The 22,267-nt window shown below is 29.6% G+C and carries 22 protein-coding genes and 4 tRNA genes; 5 read left to right on the top strand and 21 right to left on the bottom strand.

Annotated elements, in window-relative coordinates; genetic code table 11:
* Positions 1-205: 205 nt before the first annotated feature.
* Both CAMP5082_RS05240 and CAMP5082_RS05235 read right to left on the bottom strand, forming a co-directional pair.
* Positions 206-281, bottom strand: a tRNA-Met gene (locus CAMP5082_RS05240).
* Positions 282-294: 13 nt separating this feature from the next.
* A tRNA-Gln gene (locus CAMP5082_RS05235) sits at positions 295-369 on the bottom strand.
* A gap of 108 nt (positions 370-477) precedes the next feature.
* Between CAMP5082_RS05235 and CAMP5082_RS05230 the strand changes: the two genes are divergently transcribed.
* Positions 478-1,500: a bifunctional 3,4-dihydroxy-2-butanone 4-phosphate synthase/GTP cyclohydrolase II gene (locus tag CAMP5082_RS05230; protein WP_337206112.1), complete on the top strand. Its 1,023-nt coding sequence runs from the start codon at positions 478-480 to the stop codon at positions 1,498-1,500.
* On the opposite strand, the gene CAMP5082_RS05225 is transcribed toward CAMP5082_RS05230, so the two are convergent.
* The 5 genes from CAMP5082_RS05225 to CAMP5082_RS05205 are packed head-to-tail and all read right to left on the bottom strand — an operon-like array spanning position 1,490 to position 6,856.
* Entirely contained in the window at positions 1,490-2,440 is a 951-nt protein-coding gene (locus CAMP5082_RS05225; RefSeq protein ID WP_337206116.1) for an SAM-dependent methyltransferase, read from the bottom strand. The genes CAMP5082_RS05230 and CAMP5082_RS05225 overlap by 11 nt on opposite strands.
* Before the next feature lie 2 nt (positions 2,441-2,442).
* The gene (locus tag CAMP5082_RS05220; RefSeq protein ID WP_337206111.1) at positions 2,443-3,249 is read right to left on the bottom strand and encodes a M23 family metallopeptidase; all 807 of its coding nucleotides are present in this window, start codon (positions 3,247-3,249) and stop codon (positions 2,443-2,445) included.
* Positions 3,246-5,240, bottom strand: a complete 1,995-nt coding sequence (gene glyS / locus CAMP5082_RS05215; protein WP_337206110.1) for a glycine--tRNA ligase subunit beta — start codon at positions 5,238-5,240, stop codon at positions 3,246-3,248. The genes CAMP5082_RS05220 and glyS overlap by 4 nt, the downstream gene beginning before the upstream one ends.
* Before the next feature lie 33 nt (positions 5,241-5,273).
* Positions 5,274-5,414: a hypothetical protein gene (locus CAMP5082_RS05210; RefSeq protein WP_164717489.1), complete on the bottom strand. Its 141-nt coding sequence runs from the start codon at positions 5,412-5,414 to the stop codon at positions 5,274-5,276.
* On the bottom strand, positions 5,414-6,856 hold the full coding sequence (locus CAMP5082_RS05205) for an alanine/glycine:cation symporter family protein (protein ID WP_214100050.1): 1,443 nt from the start codon (positions 6,854-6,856) through the stop codon (positions 5,414-5,416). The genes CAMP5082_RS05210 and CAMP5082_RS05205 overlap by 1 nt, the downstream gene beginning before the upstream one ends.
* 221 nt (positions 6,857-7,077) lie before the next feature.
* Between CAMP5082_RS05205 and CAMP5082_RS05200 the strand changes: the two genes are divergently transcribed.
* On the top strand, positions 7,078-7,830 hold the full coding sequence (locus CAMP5082_RS05200) for an amino acid ABC transporter permease (protein ID WP_039617975.1): 753 nt from the start codon (positions 7,078-7,080) through the stop codon (positions 7,828-7,830).
* Positions 7,823-8,551 (top strand): amino acid ABC transporter ATP-binding protein, encoded by a 729-nt coding sequence (locus CAMP5082_RS05195; protein WP_039617973.1) that lies wholly within the window; start codon positions 7,823-7,825, stop codon positions 8,549-8,551. The genes CAMP5082_RS05200 and CAMP5082_RS05195 overlap by 8 nt, the downstream gene beginning before the upstream one ends.
* On the opposite strand, the gene CAMP5082_RS05190 is transcribed toward CAMP5082_RS05195, so the two are convergent.
* From CAMP5082_RS05190 to CAMP5082_RS05175, 4 genes are all read right to left on the bottom strand, one after another.
* Complete coding sequence (locus tag CAMP5082_RS05190; RefSeq protein ID WP_337206109.1) at positions 8,548-9,015, bottom strand: tRNA (cytidine(34)-2'-O)-methyltransferase; 468 nt, start codon at positions 9,013-9,015, stop codon at positions 8,548-8,550. The genes CAMP5082_RS05195 and CAMP5082_RS05190 overlap by 4 nt on opposite strands.
* Positions 9,016-9,028: 13 nt before the next feature.
* Positions 9,029-9,105: transfer RNA gene (locus CAMP5082_RS05185), tRNA-Arg, on the bottom strand.
* Positions 9,106-9,147: 42 nt separating this feature from the next.
* A complete protein-coding gene (locus CAMP5082_RS05180) occupies positions 9,148-10,164 on the bottom strand; it encodes a fla regulon two-component system sensor histidine kinase FlgS (protein WP_263702777.1) in 1,017 nt (338 codons plus the stop codon).
* Positions 10,165-10,166: 2 nt separating this feature from the next.
* Positions 10,167-11,018 carry a DUF234 domain-containing protein gene (locus CAMP5082_RS05175; protein WP_337206108.1) on the bottom strand — a complete coding sequence of 284 codons (852 nt, stop codon included), beginning with the start codon at positions 11,016-11,018 and terminating at the stop codon, positions 10,167-10,169.
* A gap of 57 nt (positions 11,019-11,075) precedes the next feature.
* Between CAMP5082_RS05175 and CAMP5082_RS05170 the strand changes: the two genes are divergently transcribed.
* Positions 11,076-12,341 carry an aminotransferase class V-fold PLP-dependent enzyme gene (locus tag CAMP5082_RS05170; protein ID WP_337206107.1) on the top strand — a complete coding sequence of 422 codons (1,266 nt, stop codon included), beginning with the start codon at positions 11,076-11,078 and terminating at the stop codon, positions 12,339-12,341.
* Here the strand turns inward: CAMP5082_RS05170 and CAMP5082_RS05165 are convergent, their stop codons facing one another.
* The 6 genes from CAMP5082_RS05165 to CAMP5082_RS05140 all read right to left on the bottom strand — a co-directional run bounded on the left by CAMP5082_RS05165 (position 12,342) and on the right by CAMP5082_RS05140 (position 17,770).
* Positions 12,342-13,100, bottom strand: coding sequence for a basic amino acid ABC transporter substrate-binding protein (locus CAMP5082_RS05165; protein WP_263663955.1), 759 nt, complete (start codon positions 13,098-13,100; stop codon positions 12,342-12,344).
* 192 nt (positions 13,101-13,292) lie between these two features.
* Positions 13,293-14,456 (bottom strand): putative lipid II flippase FtsW, encoded by a 1,164-nt coding sequence (gene ftsW / locus CAMP5082_RS05160; protein WP_257397039.1) that lies wholly within the window; start codon positions 14,454-14,456, stop codon positions 13,293-13,295.
* A gap of 70 nt (positions 14,457-14,526) precedes the next feature.
* On the bottom strand, positions 14,527-15,333 hold the full coding sequence (locus CAMP5082_RS05155) for an adenylosuccinate lyase (RefSeq protein WP_039617961.1): 807 nt from the start codon (positions 15,331-15,333) through the stop codon (positions 14,527-14,529).
* Positions 15,334-15,351: 18 nt separating this feature from the next.
* Positions 15,352-16,071, bottom strand: coding sequence for an arginyltransferase (locus tag CAMP5082_RS05150; RefSeq protein WP_263663958.1), 720 nt, complete (start codon positions 16,069-16,071; stop codon positions 15,352-15,354).
* Positions 16,071-16,331 carry a hypothetical protein gene (locus CAMP5082_RS05145; protein ID WP_337206106.1) on the bottom strand — a complete coding sequence of 87 codons (261 nt, stop codon included), beginning with the start codon at positions 16,329-16,331 and terminating at the stop codon, positions 16,071-16,073. Before CAMP5082_RS05145 ends, CAMP5082_RS05150 begins: the two co-directional genes overlap by 1 nt.
* The gene (locus CAMP5082_RS05140; protein WP_337206105.1) at positions 16,328-17,770 is read right to left on the bottom strand and encodes an acetyl-CoA carboxylase subunit A; all 1,443 of its coding nucleotides are present in this window, start codon (positions 17,768-17,770) and stop codon (positions 16,328-16,330) included. The genes CAMP5082_RS05145 and CAMP5082_RS05140 overlap by 4 nt, the downstream gene beginning before the upstream one ends.
* A 120-nt stretch (positions 17,771-17,890) precedes the next feature.
* Between CAMP5082_RS05140 and CAMP5082_RS05135 the strand changes: the two genes are divergently transcribed.
* Positions 17,891-17,967: transfer RNA gene (locus CAMP5082_RS05135), tRNA-Arg, on the top strand.
* Positions 17,968-17,973: 6 nt separating this feature from the next.
* Here the strand turns inward: CAMP5082_RS05135 and tgt are convergent.
* From tgt to folD, 4 genes are all read right to left on the bottom strand, one after another.
* On the bottom strand, positions 17,974-19,092 hold the full coding sequence (gene tgt / locus CAMP5082_RS05130) for a tRNA guanosine(34) transglycosylase Tgt (protein ID WP_337206104.1): 1,119 nt from the start codon (positions 19,090-19,092) through the stop codon (positions 17,974-17,976).
* 88 nt (positions 19,093-19,180) lie between these two features.
* Entirely contained in the window at positions 19,181-20,347 is a 1,167-nt protein-coding gene (locus tag CAMP5082_RS05125) for a pyridoxal phosphate-dependent aminotransferase (RefSeq protein ID WP_039628197.1), read from the bottom strand.
* 163 nt (positions 20,348-20,510) lie between these two features.
* Positions 20,511-21,359, bottom strand: coding sequence for a signal peptidase I (gene lepB / locus CAMP5082_RS05120; protein WP_039617949.1), 849 nt, complete (start codon positions 21,357-21,359; stop codon positions 20,511-20,513).
* Positions 21,356-22,204 (bottom strand): bifunctional methylenetetrahydrofolate dehydrogenase/methenyltetrahydrofolate cyclohydrolase FolD, encoded by an 849-nt coding sequence (gene folD / locus CAMP5082_RS05115; RefSeq protein WP_337206103.1) that lies wholly within the window; start codon positions 22,202-22,204, stop codon positions 21,356-21,358. Before folD ends, lepB begins: the two co-directional genes overlap by 4 nt.
* Positions 22,205-22,267 lie beyond the last annotated feature (63 nt).

Below are 22,267 nucleotides of genomic sequence, written 5' to 3'. Positions count from 1 at the left end.
AATCTTGTATTTTTTTCTGATCAAAACTTTTTTAAATTACATTCTTATTTTAATTATTTTTTTAAGTGTTTTATATTAAAGCTAAATTCAAATTTCTTATATGTTAAATTAGAGTATTAAAACTAATGAAAATCATTAAAAGCAAGATTAACAATATTTTTATTTACTATTAATTTAAATTCTTTGAAAAATTTTATTAGGAAATTGGTTGCGAAGGGGAGATTTGAACTCCCGACCTTCGGGTTATGAGCCCGACGAGCTAACCACTGCTCTACTTCGCGGCATCATATGAAGTGGATGGGGTAAAGGGATTCGAACCCCTGAATGACAGGACCAAAACCTGTTGCCTTACCGCTTGGCGATACCCCAATAAATCGAAGTAATTTTTAAATTAAAAGTGGTATTATATATTATTTTTTACATAATGTCAAGAAAAATGTTATATAATTTCTTAAAAAATAAAAAAGGAGATTAATAGTGGGATATATTAGTGTAGAACAAGCTATAAAAGAACTTCAAGATGGCAAAATGCTAGTTATGGTAGATGCAGAAGATAGAGAAAATGAGGGGGATTTGATTTTCCCTGCGCAATTTAGCTCACAAGAAAAAATAAATTTTACCATTACTCACGCAAGAGGTGTGGTGTGTGTAGCATTGAGTGAGAACTTAGCTAAAAAATTTGAACTACCTTTAATGGTACCTAAAAATACATCAAATCACGAAACAGCTTTCACCATAACCGTTGATGCAAAAAATGCAACAACGGGAGTAAGTGCTTATGAAAGGGATATGACTATACAAATTTTTGCTGATGATAATGCAAATGCATGTGATTTTGTACGTCCTGGCCATATTAATCCTTTGATAGCAAAAAAAGGTGGAGTTTTAGAAAGAACAGGCCATACCGAGGGAACAGTGGATTTATGTCGCTTGGCAGGATTAAAAGAAGCATGTGTAATATGTGAAATTGTTAAAGATAATGGAGATATGGCTAGAAGAAGCGATTTGCTTGAGTTTTGCAAAAAACACGCTATTAATATGATTACTATTTCAGATTTAATCGAGTATCGTTTAAAAAATGAAAGTTTGATTTCTTTAATTAAAGAAGAAGACAGTATTTTAGCAGGTTTTAAAGCTAAAAAAATGACTTTTAAAGATCACAATGAAAATGAACACATAGCTTTTAGCTTTGGTACTTTGAAAGAATGTGAGAATGTTAAATTTTATCTTAGTGGAAGCGACTTTGAGCTTCTAACTTCTAATAAATTCAATGAATTATTAAAACAAATTGAGTTTTTAAGCCAAGAAGGTGGCGTAATCATTTTCATGAAAAATGAAAAACAAGAAAACACACAATTTAAAAATTACGGCATAGGAGCGCAAATTTTAAGGTATTTAAAAATTTCAAAAATCAAACTTCTAAGTCAAAATACCGATAAAGAATTTATAGGCTTAAAAGGTTTTGGGCTTGATATTACAAGCAGTGATTTTAAAGCTTAAATTCTAAAAACTTAAACTTATCGCCAAAGTTAAACATCAAATTTTTACTTTGGCTGGTAAAGTTTTTACAAATTTTGGGGTTAGCATTTTTAGCTTGTTCGATAATTTCTTCTAAACCAAAGTCAATTAAGGCTTGATTTTGATTTTTATATTCTAACACTTCAAAGCCCTCTTCTTTTAAAACTTGTAAAAAATGGTCAAAATTTACATTATATGTAATATCACTTTTAGCAAAAAAATCTTTTAAATTCTCTTCAAAAAGATTATACACTTGATGATTTTTATACATTCTAATGCTAATTTTTTCTTCTTTTTTTGCATAATCAAAACATGCAAAAGTTAGTTTTTCACAAGTTTGTTTTAGTTTGGATAAAAAAGGCTTATAAGAGATACAAAGCTCGCTATTAGTGATAGCATATTTTTCACATTCTTTTAAAAGATCTTCATTCATAGGCTTAAAAACAATGTTTAAATCATCATCAACATATGCCATTGTTCTATCTTTTATAAGTTCACATGCAAAACAATCAAATAATTCATTAGCATAAAAAAAGGCATTTTTAAAATGACATTCTTCTAAAGAATTATAAATTTTCAAATCTAAATCATATTCATCAAAAAGTTTTTTTTGAACACATCTTAACTTTTCATGTGGCTCTATGATAAAACACTCAATCTGCTCTAAAACATCAGCTCTAAGAGTGTATAAAGCTTGTATGAAATCAAGCATTAAATGCCCTTCATTTGCCCCTATTTCTACAACTTCAACCGGTAAAGTTAATTTTTTATCATCTATAAGTTTTAAAAAATGATTAGCTAAGAGCACTCCAAAAAGATTTCCCACACTAACTGCAGTATAAAAATCTCCATTTTTGCCAACACTCACAGCTTGGGAGTAATATTTATCAATCCAAATTTGAAAAAACTCACTAAAAGCTATCATTATAAAGCATTAAATTTAGCTATAAAATCAAGTGGATCAACTTGCACACCATTGACTAAAATTCCAAAATGCAAATGCGGTCCTGTAACTCTACCACTAGCTCCACTCAAACCTACAAGCTCGCCTTTTTTTACCTTTTGCCCTACTTTTACATTAAGTTTTGATAGATGATAATACTGAGAATAAATCCCATATCCATGGTCAATCACCACTGAATTTCCTGCATAGTAACGATTTGAAGCAATCCTTACAATACCATCATTACTCGCATAAATTTTTGTCCCACTTACTGCTCTAAAATCAGTTCCGCTATGATAACTTTTAAGAGTATCATTAAACAATCTTGCTTTTCCAAAAGCACTTGTAATTTTACTTTCTAAAGGATATGCAAAATTGCCTTCAAATAAAGCTGTATTAGTATAAGTATTATAAACCTTAATAGCTTCTTGATATTCTTTACTAATGCGCTCAAGTGTTTCTTTAGGTGGATTAACCTTAGAAGCACTAACTTTTAAAAATTCTTTTTTATAGTTTCCTTCACTAAATTTTATGTTAATTTCTTCTTTGGAATTATCTTTAAATTCAGCTATTAATTTTCTATCTTTAGGATTTTTATAAGGCATAGCTATACTAACAATAACTTTATTTTTATACTCAAAAAAAGGAAGTTTTTTAGAATTTGAACTAACTTGCAAAAAATTACTTTTATCAAATTCTAAAAAAACTACTTGACCTTTTACAAGCTCAATCTCTCTAGCTTCTAAAGTAAAAATCAAAAAACATAGAAAAAAAAGAATTCTTCTCATACACTAAGCTCTTTAATATCAGCTATTTTTAAAAACTCACGATAGATTGCACACACCAAAGCTTGACGATTATTTTTGATATTTTCATCTTTATCATTAATCATTACTTTATCAAAAAAAGCATCAATTTGTGGTTTTAGCGCAAAAAGACTTTCTAAAAGCTCTTGGGTATTGTTTTCTTTTGTTTTACACTGCATAAAAACTTGGTATAAATCTTTTTCCTCTTGAGCGTTAAACAAATTTTCATTAACTTGAGCTTCACTCAATACTGCAATATTTGCTAAACGCTTAAAAGTAGCAAAATTTTGACTAAAATCTGCCTTATTTGCGCTTTGAATCAAAGCTTTCATACAAGAATCAATATAAATAACATCATAAGTTTTAGAGCTAAGCACAGCTTTAACAAAAGAAGCATTTACTTCATAAAAAGTATACAAACGCTCTAAGATAAAATCTAATAAAATTTTCAAATCAAAGCTTTTATATTCACTAGCTATTGCTTCTAAAAACATCTTAAGATCAAAATTTTTATTTAAAGCTAGGATAATTTTTAAAACACCATTTGCTGCTCTTCTTAAAGCATAAGGATCTTTTGTGCCACTTGGGATTTTCCCCATTGAAAAAAGCCCCATAAGTGTATCAAATTTATAAGCTAAAGCTACAATAGAGCTAAATTCATTACTTGGCATAGCTGAATTATCGCCATTTGGAAGGTATTGCTCTTTAATCGCCAAAGCAAGCTCATCGCTCATACCCATAGCTTTAGCATAATAAGATCCCATAATACCTTGAAGATCAGTAAATTCATACACCATTTGAGTACTTAGATCAGCTTTTGAGTATTCTATGGCTTTTAAGATTTCATCTTTTTGGGTATTAGCAAAAATCTCACAAAGCTTAGCAGCGATTTTTTGTTCTCTAATGATTTTATCTTTTAAGGTTCCAAGTCCTTCAAGATAAACCATTTGGCTTATTTTATCATTATTTAAGCCCTGTGCTAAGTCATTTTTCCAAAAAAACATCGCATCACTTAATCTTGCTCTTAAAACCCTTTCATTTCCATTAATGATTTTAGAATAATCCTCACAAACCGCATTAGAAACTACAATAAAATGATTGCTTAAAGTATTGTTTTTAAATACTGCAAAATAGCGTTGGTTTTCTCTCATGGAAGTGATGATTACCTCACTTGGGATTTCTAAATACTCTTTTTCAAAATGCCCTAATAATGCCTTTGGATACTCTGTAATAGCTACAACCTCAGCTAAAAGCTCATCATCTTCTGCAATAGTAATATCATTTTCTTTTTCAAGCATCTTTAACTGTTCAATGATAAGCTTTTTTCTTTGTTCTTGATCTAAAATAATATAATTTTGCTCTAAAGTTTTAAAATACTCATCAATATTCGCAAAAGCTATCAAATCATAACTAACACTTCTATGTATAAAAGTACTTTTTGCACTTTTAACACCATAGCTTTCAAATTCAATCAACTCATCATTTAATACACAACAAAGCGAGCGAATAGCTCTAATAAATTCAAAACTACCATCGCCCCATCTCATAGTTTTACCAAAGCTCAAGCTTTTTAAGAAAGCTTCAATCATTTGAGCTAAAACTGCTTTGCTCTGTAATCCTTGCACTTGTTTTTGACAATACAAGACTTCTTTGCCTTTAATTTCTTTAAATTCAAGCTCTTCTTCTTTTAAACCACTTTTTTCTAAAAAACTAAGCCCTGCTTGAGTAAGCTTTCCATCTTTATAAGCTATCGCCCTAGGTGCACCTATAAATTCCACAAAAGAATCATCTTGTTTTTCTTTAAAATTTTCATGAATAAAAACTAATCTTCTAGGAGTATAGAAAAATTTAAATTCAGATTCTAAATGATACTCTTGTAAAATCTTTTCCCATTTTTTAGTAATATTTGGAAGCTCTTTTAATAAAGGAATAGCAGGAAGTTCTTCTGTGCCTATTTCTATTAACAATTTCATTTTACACTCTTTTTTAAAAAATTTTAGTGTATTTTACCTATTTTTTTTAAAATCTTTCTTTGTTTTTAGTTTTTCTTCTCTTTGTTTAGCTTTTTCTTGCATTTGGCGGTTAAAGCCAAACACAAGAAAAACCATAAAAGCTATAAACAAAGCAATAATAATATAATCTATCATTAGTCCCAACACTCTGCGTTTTTAATACCAAGTTTTGAAGCACTAAATACCGGATCTCTACCTTGTCTTTTTTGCTCGCTAAAGTCTTTTAATACCTTTTTCACTATACCACCAAGCAATAAAATAGAAATGATATTAATCGTAGCCATAAACGCCATGGTAGTATCAGCTAAATCCCACGCAAATTTTAAATCCATATTTGCACCAATAAAAATCATAAGCACAGCACTTGCTTTAAAAAGATTGATAATAATAGGATTTTGAGTAAGGTATTTAATATTTGCTTGAGCATAATAATAATTTCCTATCAAAGAAGTAATAGCAAATAAAACTATACTAACAGTAGTAAAATGCACACCTAAATTTCCATAATATTCTTTCATGGATTCTTGCACCAAAGGCAGTGCTGTTAAAATAGGCTTACCATCTACGCCGATATTATTTGCATAAGCAAGTGAAAATAATACTAAAAATCCTGAACTTGTACAAATAATCACATCAATTAATACAGAAAATGCCTGAATAACCCCTTGTTTTGCAGGATGAGTTGTAAGAGCAGAAGCTGCTGCATTTGGTGCTGAACCCATACCCGCTTCGTTTGAAAACAGTCCTCTTTTTATACCTATAACTAAAGCAGAGCCTGCAAATCCACCAAAAATAGCTTCAAAATCAAAAGCACTTTTAAAAATCATAGAAAACACTTCAGGAATTTTATCAAAATTCATAAACATCGCTATGATAGATAAACCCACATAAATCATCGCCATAATAGGAACGATAACCGAACTTACTTTACCTATTTTAGTGTGATCACCAAAAAACATATAAGCAGCAAAAACAGCTAAAATTGCTCCTATTACAATAGGCCACCAACTTTGAGCAAAACTCACTTCGCTAGCATCAACCATGCCTTTATAGTAAAACTCAAATGCTGAAGTCATAGTTTGGCTTTGAAGACCATTAAATCCATAAGCATAAGTGATGATCAAAATCACCGCAAAAACAGCTCCAAGCCATTTTAAATTTAAGGCTTTGCTAATATAATAAGCAGGACCACCTTTAAAACTTTTACCATCACGACTTTTATAAACCTGTGCTAAAGTACTTTCTGCAAAAGCTGAGGCACCACCAAAAAACGCCATAGCCCACATCCAAAATAAAGCACCTGGTCCACCCAAAACAACTGCTACTGCGATACCTGCGATATTTCCTATACCAACTCTTGAAGCTGTTGAAATCATCAAAGCTTGAAAAGGAGTAATATGGTGTTTTTCATGCTTTTCTTGCTTTTCTGTTAAGATATCAAACACATAAGGGAGCATTCGAAATTGCACAAAACCGGTCAAATAACTGTAATAAAACCCTGTGACAATAAGTAAAATTACTAAAATAGAATAATACTGATTATTCACAAAGGCAACAAATTGGGATATCAAATCCATATTTATCTCCTTTTTTATAATTTCTGAGCATAAATTTATCATAAAAAAAATGAATTTGTCATAAAAAAATATAATTTTAGGTTAAATTTATTTTATTTTTTAAAGCTATGTGAAAATTTAACTCAAAATACTAGTAATAAAATCATATAAGACACCTTTAAGTAAAAAGAAAACTTAATTTTTATACACTTAGATTTTTAAAATTTTACAAGGTGTGTAAGTTGAAACAAAATACGATGAAAATTTTTGTATTTTTTGCCATTATTGTTTTTTGGGCTTATTTCTCATTTCCTATTGAAATTTTACAAGTCAAAGATCAAAATGGTTTAGCCACAGGTGAATATGCTTATACCATAGAAGCTAAAGCTTATGTTCATAGTTATTTCACAACACTTGGTTTAACAGTGGGTGGGATTTTAATAGGAATAGTGCTTGGTTTTTTCCTAGCATTTTTAAGATTTTTAGAAATCCAAAGTTTAAATTTTATTATAGATGAATACATAGACATTATACGTGGAACCCCACTACTTTTACAACTTTTAATTTTTTCAGTAGTGATTTTTGCTACTTGGAGTGATAATTTTTATGTAGCTATTATCGCGCTTGGGCTTAATAGCTCTGCTTATGTAGCTGAAATCGTAAGAAGTGGAATTCAAAGCGTAGATAAAGGACAAATGGAAGCAGCAAGAGCAATGGGACTTAATTATTCTGCTTCTATGAGACTAATCATCTTCCCACAAGCAATTAAAAACATTTTACCTTCTTTAATGAATGAATTTATTTCCTTATTTAAAGAAACTTCAATAGTGGGTTATATTAGTGTTATGGATATTACCATGCAAAGTAAAAGCTTACAAGCAATCTATTACAACCCTAAGCCTATTATTTTTACAGGACTTGTGTATTATGTAAGTGTTAAAATTTTAACACTCATTGCAAGATTTATAGAAGTGAGATTAAATAAACATGATTAAAATAGAAAATTTGATTAAAAAATACGGAGATTTAGAAGTTTTAAAAGATATTAGCGTTGAAGTGCATAAAGGCGATATTATTGCTATTATAGGGCCTAGTGGAGGCGGAAAAAGTACTTTTTTACGCTGCTTAAACAAACTTGAGACACCAGATAGTGGTAATATTTATATTAATAATGTCAATATACTTGATAAAAAAGCAGATATCAATAAAATTCGTCAAAAAGTAAGCATGGTGTTTCAACATTTTAATCTTTTTAATAATAAAAATGTTTTAGAAAATTTATGCTTAGCACCAGTACAAACTAAAATCATGAGCAAAGACGAAGCAGTAAAAAAAGCGCGGGAGCTACTCAAAAAAGTTGGCTTAAGTGACAAAGAAAGCTATTTTCCTCACAAGCTTTCAGGTGGACAAAAACAGCGTATTGCTATAGCAAGATCATTGATGATGAATCCTGATGTGATTTTATTTGATGAGCCAACTTCGGCTTTAGATCCTGAGATGATAGGTGAGGTTTTAAACATTATGAAAGAAGTGGCTAAAGAAGGTTTAACTATGCTTGTAGTTACACATGAAATGGGCTTTGCAAGAAATGTAGCTAATCGAATTTTCTTTATGGATAAAGGTATTATAGCAGTAGATGAATGTCCTAAAGTAGCTTTTGAAAACCCAAAAAATGAAAGATTGAAAGAATTTTTAAATCAAGTTTTAAATCATTAAAATTTTTTAAAAGAGGCAAAATTTTGCCTCAAAGCTTCATAACTCACTATGCCTACGCTTGTAGCTAAATTTAAACTTCTGCCACAATCTTTCATCGGTATAGTAATAGCATTTTCCCATTTTTTTTGCATTAAATCCATAGGTAAACCAAAGCTTTCACTTCCAAAAAACAAAAAATCGCCTTTTTGATAATTTACGTCAAAATAAGCTTGAGTGGTTTTAGTTGTTGCAAAGAAAAATCTATCTTGAAATTTTTCATATTCTTTTAAAAAATCTTCTAAATTATCCCATAATAAAGGATTTAACTTTTTCCAATAATCAAGCCCTGCTCTTTTAACTGCCTTTTCATCAATACTAAAAAGTGGATTAATAATATGCAAAGTAAATCCTGCATTAAAACACATTCTACCTATACTTCCTGTATTTTGCGGTATACGAGGCTCAACTAAGACTATATGAAACATCTTTTTCCTTAAATGGTGTCCCCAGCAAGGTTTGAACTTGCGGCCTCAGAATTAGGAATTCTGCGCTCTATCCAGCTGAGCTATGAGGACAAATATTTTTATTATTTTAAGAAAAAATTTATTTTATAGAGCTTAAATTTTAAGCTCTATAAAAAAACATTTTGGATTTTCATCAAAACCTAAAATTCCATTATGTGCATCAATAATTTGTTTTGACAAAGAAAGTCCTAGACCATTGCCTTTTAACTTAGTTGTTTTAAAAGCTTCAAAAACCATTTTTTTATCTTTGATACTTACCCCGTTATCATAAACTTTAATAAAGATTTTATCTTCTTTTTGCTCACATTTAACTTTTATACAACCATCATCATTTTCACTTTCTTCAATAGCATCTATGGCATTATAAAGCAAATTTTGCAAAACCAAAGCAAGCAAAGATTTATCTGCGTTGATTTTTAAATCTAAAAATTCAAATGTAAAATCAATATTAGCTAGATAATTATAAGCTCCAATAGCTTGTTCGCATTCATCTTGTAATTCTTTTAAATTAAATTCATTTAAATTAACATGCACTCCTTTTGTAAAAAGCAAAGTAGAATTTACAATACGCTCCACCCTAGAAATAGCTTTTTGAATTTCTAATACTATATGCTTATTTTTTAACTCACTTCTTTCAAACAAAGTTGAACTTAACAAAGAAATAGAACCGATAGGATTGCGTATTTCATGTGCTAGGTGTGCTGCTACTGTACCCATACTGGCTAATCTTTCATTCCTTTTTTCATCGCTAATATCAGTGGCGCTAACTATAAGTTTATCCGCATGAGAGGTGACTTTTATTAAATAAAATTTATGATCAAACTCAAGCTCATAGTGAGTTTTTTCAAGATCAATTTTTTCTAAAAGTTTTGGTTGTTGATTAGCTAAGTTATTTTGAAGTGTTATCTTTTTATTAGTATCTAAAACCCATAAAGCCATTGGTAAAACTTCTATAATATCACTTACCATTTGTCTTAACGCAGTGTAGTTTTCATTAAGTTGCTTATATTCATTTTCTATAACATAGGTTTGCTCTATTAAGGCTTTTAGCCCTTGTTGTAAGTTTTCTTTTTCACTAGAATCTAAACTTTTTAAAATATTCTCATCCACACTTAATCCTTAATTAAAAATTGAAAATCTTCTAAAGTATATAAAAGCAAATTACGCTCCTTATTTAAAATAAGCTCTTTACTAAAGCCACTCTTTGAAAAAAGCACATATAAATTAGGTTGAATTTGTAACTGTTTTGCTTTGTTTTTTAAGGTATTTAAAATATTTTTACATATTTTTCTTTCTTTAAATTTAACCTCACCTAAAACACAAAAATTTTCTTTTTTATAATAAAGATCTATCTCACAATAATAATTCCAAAAACTATACACCTGCTCTACCTTAAGCTTTTTAGCTAAAAATTCTTTACACAAAAGCTCAAAAGTAAAGCTTTGATATTTTTCTAAATTTTCTTGGATTACCTCCATTATCTCGTTGTATCTTTTCATCGTAATTAAGTTTAAATTAGGATATATAAAATAAAAGAAAAATCTCAATCCTTGATTTTTAAAAACAACCTTATCTTGAATGCTATATGAGCGTAATTCTTTTTTAATCTTTTGTCTTTTATTTTTCACAATAGGCTTTTCTTGACTTTTTTCCAAAGTCAAAATATTTTTTTCTAAAAGTTTATTAACAAGTCCTAGAGCTTGAAAATGCGGAATAGATTTATTGATAGAATAGCGTTTTCTATCATTTTTACTTAAAACGCTCAAAGCCTTCAAAGCATTATCATCTAAATTTAAATAAGATAAAATATCAAAAGCTTTTAAAATAAAAACATTTAAAATATTATCATATAAACTTAATTTCAAATCAAATTCAAACTCATCAAAAATACTATAAAAATCAAAAATATTTTTAAGCTCCAAAGTTTCACAGCGTTTTGAAAAATCACTAAAATTTATAACCACATCCTTATTTTAAATATTTTGTATGATATAATTTTAACAAATTTTTGGGGGATTTTTTTGAATATTGAAACATTAAAACAAGATATTATTTTAAAAAAAGGCATATATTATTTTGATTTTACAGCTAGCGCTTTAGCATTAAAAAGTATAGAAAAAGAAATAAAAAAAATTCTTACAACTTATGCAAATACACATTCAGATAGCTCTTTAAATTCTTTCATCACGCAACAGCATTATGAAAATGCAAGAATAAATTTAAAAAAATACCTTGAATTAGATGATAGCTTTGCTCTTATAGCTTGCGGTAATGGATCTTCAGCTGCTATTAAAAAATTTCAAGAACTTTTAGGTCTATATATACCCCCGCTTATTAAAGAAAAATACTTTAAAAATACAGATAAAAGCACCTTACCTTTAGTTATAGTAGGACCTTATGAACATCACTCTAACGAACTTTCATTCAGAGAAGCTTTGTGTGAATGCGTTCGCATACCCTTAGATAAAAAAGGCGAGTTAGATTATGCTTTTTTGGAAAAATTGTTAAAAAAATCCAAAAACAGACAAATCATAGCAAGCTTTAACGCTGCTTCAAATGTCACAGGAATTTTAAGTGATTATAAAAAAATCTACACTCTAATCAAACAATATGATGGCGTAGTCGCCTTTGATATTTCCACCTTAGCTCCTTATGCTAACTTAAATCCTAAATTTTACGATGCAGTGTTTATCAGTTCTCATAAATTACTTGGTGGTGTAGGATCTTGTGGCTTACTTGCTATTAAAAAAAATCTATGTGGTAATACTCCTAGCTTTGCTGCAGGTGGAACCGTAGGCTATGTTTCAAGAACTTCTCAGCAATACTTATGCGAGGTTGAAAATTTAGAAGAAGGTGGCACACCTGGAATTATTCAACTTATTAGAGCAAGTTTAGCTTTTAAAGCACGCAATGAAATAGGTTTAAAAAATATAGAAAAAAAAGAAAAAGAGCTTTGTGAGTATTTTTTAGAACAATGTACAAATTTTCCAAAAATGATCTTATATGCAAAAAATATCACTCATAGATTGCCTATTTTTGCTTTTAACATAGAAGGAATTTCTCCTTTTGATTTAGCTTACAAACTAAGCAAAACTTATAAGATAGAAACAAGAGCAGGCTGTGCTTGCGCAGGACCTTATGGGCATGATTTACTAAAATTAAAAGATAATCAAGAGCTAAAATTTAAACCGGGTTGGCTAAGAGTGGGTTTTCATTATACACACACAAAAGAAGATATAGAGTATTTTTTTAAAGCCTTGAAAGCAAGTATCAAGGCTTTAAGTTGATTATTGTAAATCGTATTTTTCTACGATTTTTTGGTAAGTACCATCAGCTTTAACTTTTTCTAAACCTGCATTAATTTTTTGAACAAGCTCAGTTTGTTTTCCTTTATCAAAAGCTATACAAAATCCTGAACTTCCATCATTTTCTTCTAAAAATGCTTCTAACTCTTCATTAGTTTTTAAATAACCTTTACCGATATCTTTATCTGTTAAAACTGCATCAACTTTACCAGCTTTTAAAGCCAAAATTGCAGCTAACATTTCTTCGCTAGCCACCACTTGAGCATTTGGAATAGCCTTAGCAGCACTTTCTTGGATGGTTCCAAGTTGAACACCTATTTTTTTACCTTCCAAACTTTGTTTATCACTAATACTAGAATCTGTTTTTAGTTTTAAATATAAATTTTTGGTATTAAAATAAGTATCACTAAAATCCATACTAGTAAGTCTTTGTGGTGTTGAACTCATAGCAGAAGCTATCATATCAATCTTTCCAGCTTTTAAAGCAGGAATCAAACCATCAAAACTCATGTTTACCCACTCAAGTTTTAAATTTTCTCTTTTTGCAATCTCTTCTAGTAAATCAACATCAAATCCGGTAATTTTTGCATCTTTAACAAAATCAAAAGGAGGATAATTTGCAGCTATACCTACTTTATAAACTTTTTCACTAGAAGCACTAGCTTGATTTTTATCGCTTGAGCAAGCACCTAAAGCCAATATACCAAATAACGCCAAAACAACATATAATATTTTTTTCATTTCTTTCCTTTGTTAAAAATTAAAAATAAAATTGATAAATGATTATAATGTGTTTAAACGCCTGTATTTCTTCATATCCGCCTCCTTGTATAATAAATATAGCATAATTATAGCAGAAAAAAGTTTTTTGTAAAGACTTGATAGCAAATATTTTTTATTTAAGTTATTTTTTATATATTTTAATTAACAAATTTATATTTTTACCTTTTTGCTAATCATTAAAACATAGCCTATTCCAAGACAAATAGACCACATTGAACTACCTCCATAGCTTAAAAGCGGCACAGCAACACCTTTTAATGGAGTCAAGGAAATAATTCCAAAAGCATTCATAAAAAATGAAAACAATAAAAGCAAAGCTACACCCGAACAAAACAAAAAATGAACTTTATTTTCACAACGCCCTGCTATTCTAAAAATTCGAAGTATTACCATCAAATATATAAAACAAATAATACTTAATCCCAATAGTCCTATCTCTTCAGTAATCCCTGATAAGACAAAGTCCGTGTGCACCTCACTTAAAAATCCTAGTTTAAAAGTTCCAAGCCCCAAACCCTCTCCAAAAAATCCACCATGAGCTATAGCATTTAAACTATGTGAAATTTGATAAGGCTCTGAGTTGTGACTTACTCTTAAAACACTTGCTAGCCAATCAGGAAAGAAAGGTAAAAACGCATCTTGGATATTTCCCCACCAAGCAGAAATACGCTGAATTCTTCTTTGATTACTTAAGATTACCAAAACCCCAATCATTCCAACAATAACCACACCAAAAGCAAAAAGTCTTTTACTAGCTCCTGCAAAAAAAGCTAAAGCAAAAACCAAGAAAAAAGAAATAACGCTTTGCCCTAAATCATTTTGTGTCATATAAATATAACCAATAACAAAAGCAGCTAAAATAAAATAAGGAATTAAAATTAAAACTTCATGTTTGATTGCTTTTTTGCTATCATCGATTCTTCTTGTATAAGACCAAGCAAGGAAATAAATCAAACCTATTTTAAAAAATTCAACTGGAGAGATAGATAAAGGACCAAGCCTAATCCACCTTTTAGCACCACCTGCTGCAGTAGCAAGAAAGGTAGGCAAAAAAGGTAAAATAAGTATAAATAAAAAAGAGATGAGTAAAACGCTTATCATCAAATAATGCGCCATTTTACTATCAGGATTTAATCTTGAAACAAAATAAATAATAGCTATACCACTAAGCCCAAAAAAAAGCTGTCTGATAAAAAAGTGAAATTCATTATATTCTAAATAAAGAACAGTAAAAGCACTTAAAGAATATGAAAAAAGTATTCCTATAGTTATAAGAATGCAACTTAAAAAAAATAACTTTCTATCAGCAACCAATGTTATTCCCTAAATTTTTATAAAAAATTAATTTTAATAAATTGCAACTTAAAATGATGTTATTTTAGCGTCAAGTGTTATTTTTATATAAAGATTTTAAACTCTCATAAGCAAGCTGAATTTTCTCAAATTCTTCACGGCAATAAGCTTGTTCGATCTTACTTTTACCTTGATGGCGATCAGGATGATAAATTTTAACCAAATTAAGATAATTTTGTCTAATAGTAGCAAAATCATCACTAGAATTACATCCTAGTGTTTGAAAATAATTTTCAAAAAGCTTTGCCAGAGCATTAAATTTCCAATTAGTACTAGCTTTGTTTTTCATTTTATTTCTAAATTCTAAAAGCTGAGTTTCATTAATCGTAAAATCAACACAATATTTCAAATGCTCATTTACACTAGCTAAAATTTCTAAAAGATTTAAAGTATTATCATCTTTGTATTCTACTGAAAAAATACAATTTTTTTCATCATACACGCTTTTATGATCTTTAAAATACTGCTCTAAATACACAGCAAATAATTTTTCATTCGAACTTAGTGTGATTAAAATATTCTTTTGTGCAAAACCTATTTTAGCAAAGATTACAGGTTTTAAAGTATTTGCTTGAGCAAGATTTAATTTAAAGGTTTTATAATGTGCAAAAGCAAGATTATCAATTTGATTTCCAGTATTTTTTTTATATTTGTGGTTAACAAGTTTTAAAAAATATCTTCTTTGAGGAATTTCATTTTCTACAAAAAAAGACAAGGTTTTATTTTTATTACCTATAACTTTGGAAAAATTTTTACGGATAAGATCTTGAAAATATTTAAACATTAAAAAATCATCAGTATTAACACTAACTGATTCTAAAGTTTGCACTACTTGCATAAAATCCTCTCTATAAACCTAACTCCACAAAAATGCTTGCTCATTTAAAGCACTAGTGTGTTTTAAAATTTCATTTGGACTATAATCGGCTTTATATGCTAAAGATTGACACCCTTTTACAAAATATCCCAAATAAATATATTTTAATTTTTTTAATTGTGCAAGTTTAATTTCTGTTAAAAGTGAGTATTTACCAAGACTTAGATGGGAAAAATCTGGATCATAAAAACAATATATACTAGAAATTCCATCTTCTAAAATATCAATCAAATCAACACAAACTAACTTATTGTCTATATAAAAATCAAGCTCGTATCCAAAAGTACCAGCATTATCTACATAAAGATTATAATATTTTCTAAAATTTAAATCATAAATTTTCCAATTTCTTTTATCTTTTTGGTAATGGTGATATTTTTCATAAAGCAATAAATGCTCATCACTTAAAGAAGGTTTTTGTAAGATTATTTTAGTGGCTGTATTTTTTTTCAAAACCCTGCGATAACTTTTGCTAAAATGAAAATTTTCTACTAAAATACGTAAATTTTGACACTCATTACAATCATTACATATTGGTCTTGAAAAATACGAACCAAAGCGACGCCAACCTCTTGAAACTAGTTCTTGATTTTGTGTTTTTGTGATAAAAGATATATAATTATACTCATTTCTACAGTATCTATTTTCAAGATAAGGACATTCTTCTTCTAAAGTACAAAAACCAATAATATTATTCATTAAATCTTTTTAATATCACTATTTTTTACAAATTCTATAAATTCATTAGCCAAACGCTCTTCTTTTAAAAACATATCTTCAAATTCTTGCTCTTGTTTTTTATCTTCATTTTGTCTAGCTAAATCTTTTTGTATGGCATCTAAGTCAGTATTTTTCATACTAACTCCACTTTTACTCGCTTTAACCTTTTCTTTTTTTACTTGACCTTGTTCTTTTTGGAGTGCTTTTTTTATATCTTTTAATTCATCTAAAAAACTCATGATTGTCTACTTTCTTTTATCTTTTTTAAAGTCGCAGCTATTGCAGCAATTACTTCTTCTTTGTTTTCTTGGTGTCTATCTTCTGTTTTTTCTAAAAGCTCTTCCATATGTGTTTCTATAAAAGAAGTATCAAAATACCCTCTTCTAAATTCTCTTATTTTGGTAATTGCAATCAAAAATGGCACAGTTGTTCTAATATCATCAATCACAAATTCTTTCAAAGCTCTCTCAAGTCTATTAACCGCACTATCATAACTTGAACCTTTAACGATTAATTTTGCAAGCAAAGAATCATAATAAGGTGGCACAGTATAGTCTTTATATAAATGACTATCCACTCTTACAGACGGTCCTAAAGCTGGAAAATATTCTGTGATTTTACCCGGACTTGGAATGAAATTTTTCCATACATTTTCTGCTGTAATCCTAGCTTCTATCGCAAAGCCTCTTGGTTTTATATCGCTTTGCTCAAGATCTAAAATTTCCCCATTTGCTATACGAATTTGTCTTGTGATAAGATCAATTCCTGTGATTTCTTCTGTGATTGGGTGTTCTACTTGAATTCTTGTATTCATTTCCATAAAATAAAATCTATTATAATCATCAAGTAAAAACTCAACCGTCCCAACATTGGTATAACCCACAGCTTTTGCAGCAGCTACTGCGGTAACTCCTATGGTTTTTCTTAGTTTTTCTGAGATACTTGGACAAGGTGCAATTTCAATAATTTTTTGATGTCTTCTTTGTATTGAACAATCCCTTTCACAAAGATGGATGATATTACCATAATTATCTGCTAAAATTTGAAACTCAATATGCCTTGGATTAATAACATATTTTTCCATAAAAACTTCATCATTTTTAAAAAAGCTTAATGCCTCTCTTTTGCACGCTTCAAAAGATTTTTCTAAATCTTCTTCTTTATGTACTACGCGTATACCTCTACCACCACCGCCACCACTGGCTTTTAAAATCACCGGATAACCTATTTTTAAAGCTTGAAGTTTGATTTCTTCTAATGTACAATGATTTAATTTTTCAGTACCTGGAACCACAGGAATTCCATTTTTTTTCATTAAATATCTTGCTATATTTTTATTTCCCATTTTACGGATAACATCTGATTTTGGCCCTATAAAGATAATCCCTGCTTCTTCACATTCTTTAGCAAACTCATAATTTTCACTTAAAAAGCCATATCCAGGATGTATAGCATCAGCCCCGCAAGCTTTAGCAATTTCAACTATTCTTTTACCATCTAAATATCCTCTTATAGCATCAGTTCCTATTCTATACGCTTCATCAGCAACTTTTACATGCAAACACTCATGATCAGGCTCAGTATAAACAGCAACGCTTTTTATATGTAAATCCCTACAAGCACGGATTACCCTTACTGCAATCTCACCCCTATTAGCTATTAAAATCTTATGTATCATTACTTTGCCTTAAGCTAAAATATTATTCAAAGAAGATTAGCATAAAAATATAAAAATTCTATAAAATTACTTATTTTTGCTAATTTTAAGAATTTTTTGATAAAATTACTCTTTTATTTTGCGCCCATAGCTCAGCTGGATAGAGCATTTGATTGCGGTTCAAAAGGTCAGAGGTTCGAATCCTCTTGGGCGTACCACTTTATTTACATTCTTTGTCTATAAAATTCCTTTCTAAAATTTTCAAATTCATCTTTGATAATAGCTTCACGCATTTGCTTTACCAAATTTAGATAATAATGCAAATTGTGAATACTTGCAAGTCTAAAAAAGGTTAATTCTTTAGCTTTAAATAAATGATTCAAATAAGCCCTTGAAAAGTTTTTACATGTATAGCAAGAACATTTATTATCTATAGGGGCATGATCAGTGATAAATTCTGCTTTTTTGATATTAAATTTTCCAAAGCTAGTAAATAAAGTTCCATTTCTTGCATTTCTTGTTGGCATCACACAATCAAACATATCAACACCTCTTGCTACATTTTCTACTAAATCTTCAGGTGTGCCAACTCCCATTAAATATCTAGGACGATTGTTATCCACATAAGGCATCATAGCTTCAACCGTATCGTACATAGCCTCATTTTCTTCTCCTACGCTCAATCCACCTATAGCAAGTCCATCAAAATCCATCTCACAAAGTGCTTGAGAACAAATTTTTCTAGCTTCAAAATCCGTTCCACCTTGGATAATACCAAAGATATTTTGCCCTATTCCTACACTTTGGCTTTGCTTTAATTTATGATAATCAATAGCTTCTTTTGCCCATTTTATAGTACGTTTTAAAGAAAGCTCTATTCTTTCTTTACTTGCAGGCAAAGCCACTAAATCATCTAAAATCATCATAATGTCTGAGTTAAAATCATACTGAGCATCTAAAACACTTTGCGGGGTAAAATAATGCAAACTTCCATCAATATGACTTTTAAACTGAATTCCTTTTTCATCAGGTTTGGAATTTTTACTTAAAGAAAAAGCTTGAAAGCCTCCACTATCTGTTAAAAAAGATCCATTAAATTTACTAAAACCATGCAAGCCACCCATTTGCTTAATCACTTTAGAACCTGGTCTTAAATACAAATGATAAGTATTTGCTAAAATAATTTTTGCATTTAAAATTTTACTCATATCAACAGCATCTAAACTTTTAATCGCAGCTAAAGTCCCAACTGGCATAAAAATAGGAGTTAAAATTTCACTATGTGTAGTTTTTATACGACAAGCTCTGGCATTTGCACTTTTATATTGAACTTCAAATTCCATTGATTTTCCTATATTTTTTGCATAATCATACCAAAGACTTGCTTATAAGTTTTTTGAAAGAAAGCCTGTTTTTAACAGGCTTAAGATTTTAGTAGTTTTTTACAAATTCAACGATTTTTTCACAACCTTCAATGATATCTTTTTCATTAGTTGCATAAGAAAGTCTAAAATACCCTTCCATACCAAAACCTATGCCTGGTACTAAAGCTACTTTTTGCTCTTCCAATAATCTTTTACAAAATCTCATAGAATCATTATCAACTTCCTTGCAAGAGATAAATAAATAAAAAGCTCCTTGTGGAATTTGTTCTAATTTTAACTTATCGCTTTTAGCTAAAATTTCACACGCTAATTCTCTACGTTTTAAAAAGGCTTGTCTCATCATTTCAATATCGCTATCTGCTTTTCCAAGCAAGGCCGGTAAAGCTGCATGCTGAATGATTGAGCAGATATTTGAAGTGCTTTGTCCTTGTAGTTTTTTAACAGCATTATTAAACTCACTCATTTTACTTGCCATATAACCAAAACGCCATCCTGGCATAGCACCGCATTTACTAAGACCATTAATACTTACAGTTCTATTTAAAGCATCTTCACTCACTTGCGCAAAAGCACAAAATTCTCCATCATAAACTAATTTTTCATAAATCTCATCACTCAAAACTACGATTTTAGTTCCTTCTAAAACCTTAGCTAAAGCAGTAATTTCTTCTTTAGAATATATAGCACCTGTAGGATTTGATGGGGAATTAAACATCAAAACCTTTGTTTTTGGAGTAATAGCTTGTTTTAATTGCTCAGGAGTAATTTTAAAGCCATTTTTTGCTTCACCTTCTATAAATACAGGAGTTCCACCTGCAAATTTCACCATTTCAGGATAACTCACCCAATAAGGACTTGGTATAATAACCTCATCACCTTCTTCAACCAAACACTCAATCGCCATAAATAAAGAATGCTTAGCACCAACATTAGTAATGATTTCGCTTGCTTTATATTCTAAATTATTATCATTTTTAAATTTATATTGTATAGCTTCTATAACTTCTTTTATACCCACAACAGGTGTATAAGCCCCACAACCTTTTTCAATAGCTTCAATTGCCGCTTTTTTAATAATTTCTGGAGTATCAAAATCAGGCTCACCTGCTGAAAAACTAATAACTTTTTCACCATTTGCTTTTAAAGTTTTGGCTATATCAGTCATTACTAAAGTTAAGGATTCTCCTAAATTTTGAGATCTTTGACTTAGCATTTTTTATCCTTTATTTTTTGCTTTGATTTTTATTTGTGTTAATTGTTACAACTTGGAGCTTAAAAAAATCTACGAATAAAATTAAGAGTGTATATTTTTATAAATTTGTGTAGAAACTATACATTTTCTACACATAAAAATTTTACATTGTTTCTTTGAGTAATTATTCTAAAGCTTCTATATCGCTTTCATTATGATGGATAAAACGTTCATCTTTTTCTATAGTTTCAACCAAACGCCCTACTCTTTCCCATCTAACTTTTTTGTTTTCATCCCATGAAAAATAAATAAACCAAGGCTGTCCAACTATATATTTATAATCTACACTTCCCCAAAATCTACTATCACTAGAATGATCACGGTTATCACCCATCATAAAATACTCATTTTCAGGTACCTTATAATAATAAGCATTAAAACCATAAATATTATTAGCACCTAATTCATCAAAAGAAGCAGGCTTCATAGCAAATTGACCTAAATTTAAATAGCGAAAAAACACGCTTTCTATATCTACTCTAGAATCATAATGTATTCCTTTTTCTACAAAAGGTTCTTTTACAAAAAGCCTTCCGCCTATGATTTTTGTTTTATTAGGATAATAATCTTTCATATACTCATCACCCTCAACCATACGCACATACAAGGTTTTATTTGCAAAAACAACCTCATCCCCACCCTTAGCCACACATCTTTTTACATAATGAATTTTTGGCTCATGTGGATATCTAAATACTACAATATCTCCTCTTTTAGGACCCTCAGCGCTTACTAAATGTCCATTTTTATTAAAATCAGGTAAAACAGGCACTTCTATCCAAGGAATATGCGGAGTTGGAATACCGTAAGAGAATTTTTTTACAAATAAAAAATCCCCTACTAATAAAGTATTTTTCATAGAACCACTTGGTATAGTAAAAGCTTGTATAAAGAAAAATATAATCAATAAAACAACTATTAAAGTCCCTGTCCAAGATTGCGTGAATTTATAGATTTTTTTCAAAAAATTCATTTTTTAATCCTATTTTTAGCCGATTTTATAGTATTTTCTAAAAGCATTGCTATAGTCATAGGCCCTACCCCGCCTGGCACAGGAGTAATATAACTAGCTTTTTTACTTACATTTTCAAAATCAACATCACCCACTATTTTCCCATCAACCCTATTAATCCCCACATCAACTACTACCACACCCTCTTTAACCATATCTTCTTTTAAAAGATTTGGACAACCTGCTGCTACGATGATAATATCAGCATTTTTTGTATAAGCTTTTAAATCTTTTGTATAAATATGACAAATACTCACACTAGCATTAGCATTTAATAAAAGTGTAGCCATGGGACGACCTACTATATTAGAAGCTCCTATTACAGCTACATCAGCACCTTGTAATTTTATATCATAATGCTCTAAAATTTTCATAACACCCAAAGGTGTACATGGCAAAAAACCACCTTTTAAATTTAAATTTAAATTCCCGACATTAAAAGGATGAAAACCATCTACATCTTTATTAAAATTAATACTTTCTAGGATGATATCTTTATTAATATGTGCTGGTAATGGAAGCTGAACTAAAATTCCATCAACACTATCATCATGATTTAAGGTATTAATCAAAGCCAAAAGTTCATTTTGAGTTGTATTTACATCAAGTCTATAAACCAAAGACTTAATCCCACATTGCTCGCAAGCCTTTGCTTTAGAACCCACATAAGTAGCACTAGCAGGATCTTCACCTACTAAAATCACGGCCAAACAAGGCTCTATGCTTTGGGTTTTAAGTTCTAATACTTCTTGTTTTAGATTATTTTTTATCTCATCACTTAGCTTTTTACCATCTAAAAGTGTCATTTCTTTCCTTAAATTTATAGCTTTCTTTAACTTAAAAAATTGTATCATAATAAAACTTCTTTT

The organism is Campylobacter sp. LMG 17559 (assembly GCF_024723605.1).
GTDB lineage: Bacteria > Campylobacterota > Campylobacteria > Campylobacterales > Campylobacteraceae > Campylobacter_D.
Note: the sequence above shows the minus strand (reverse complement) of the source record. Positions and strands in the feature narration are given on the sequence as shown.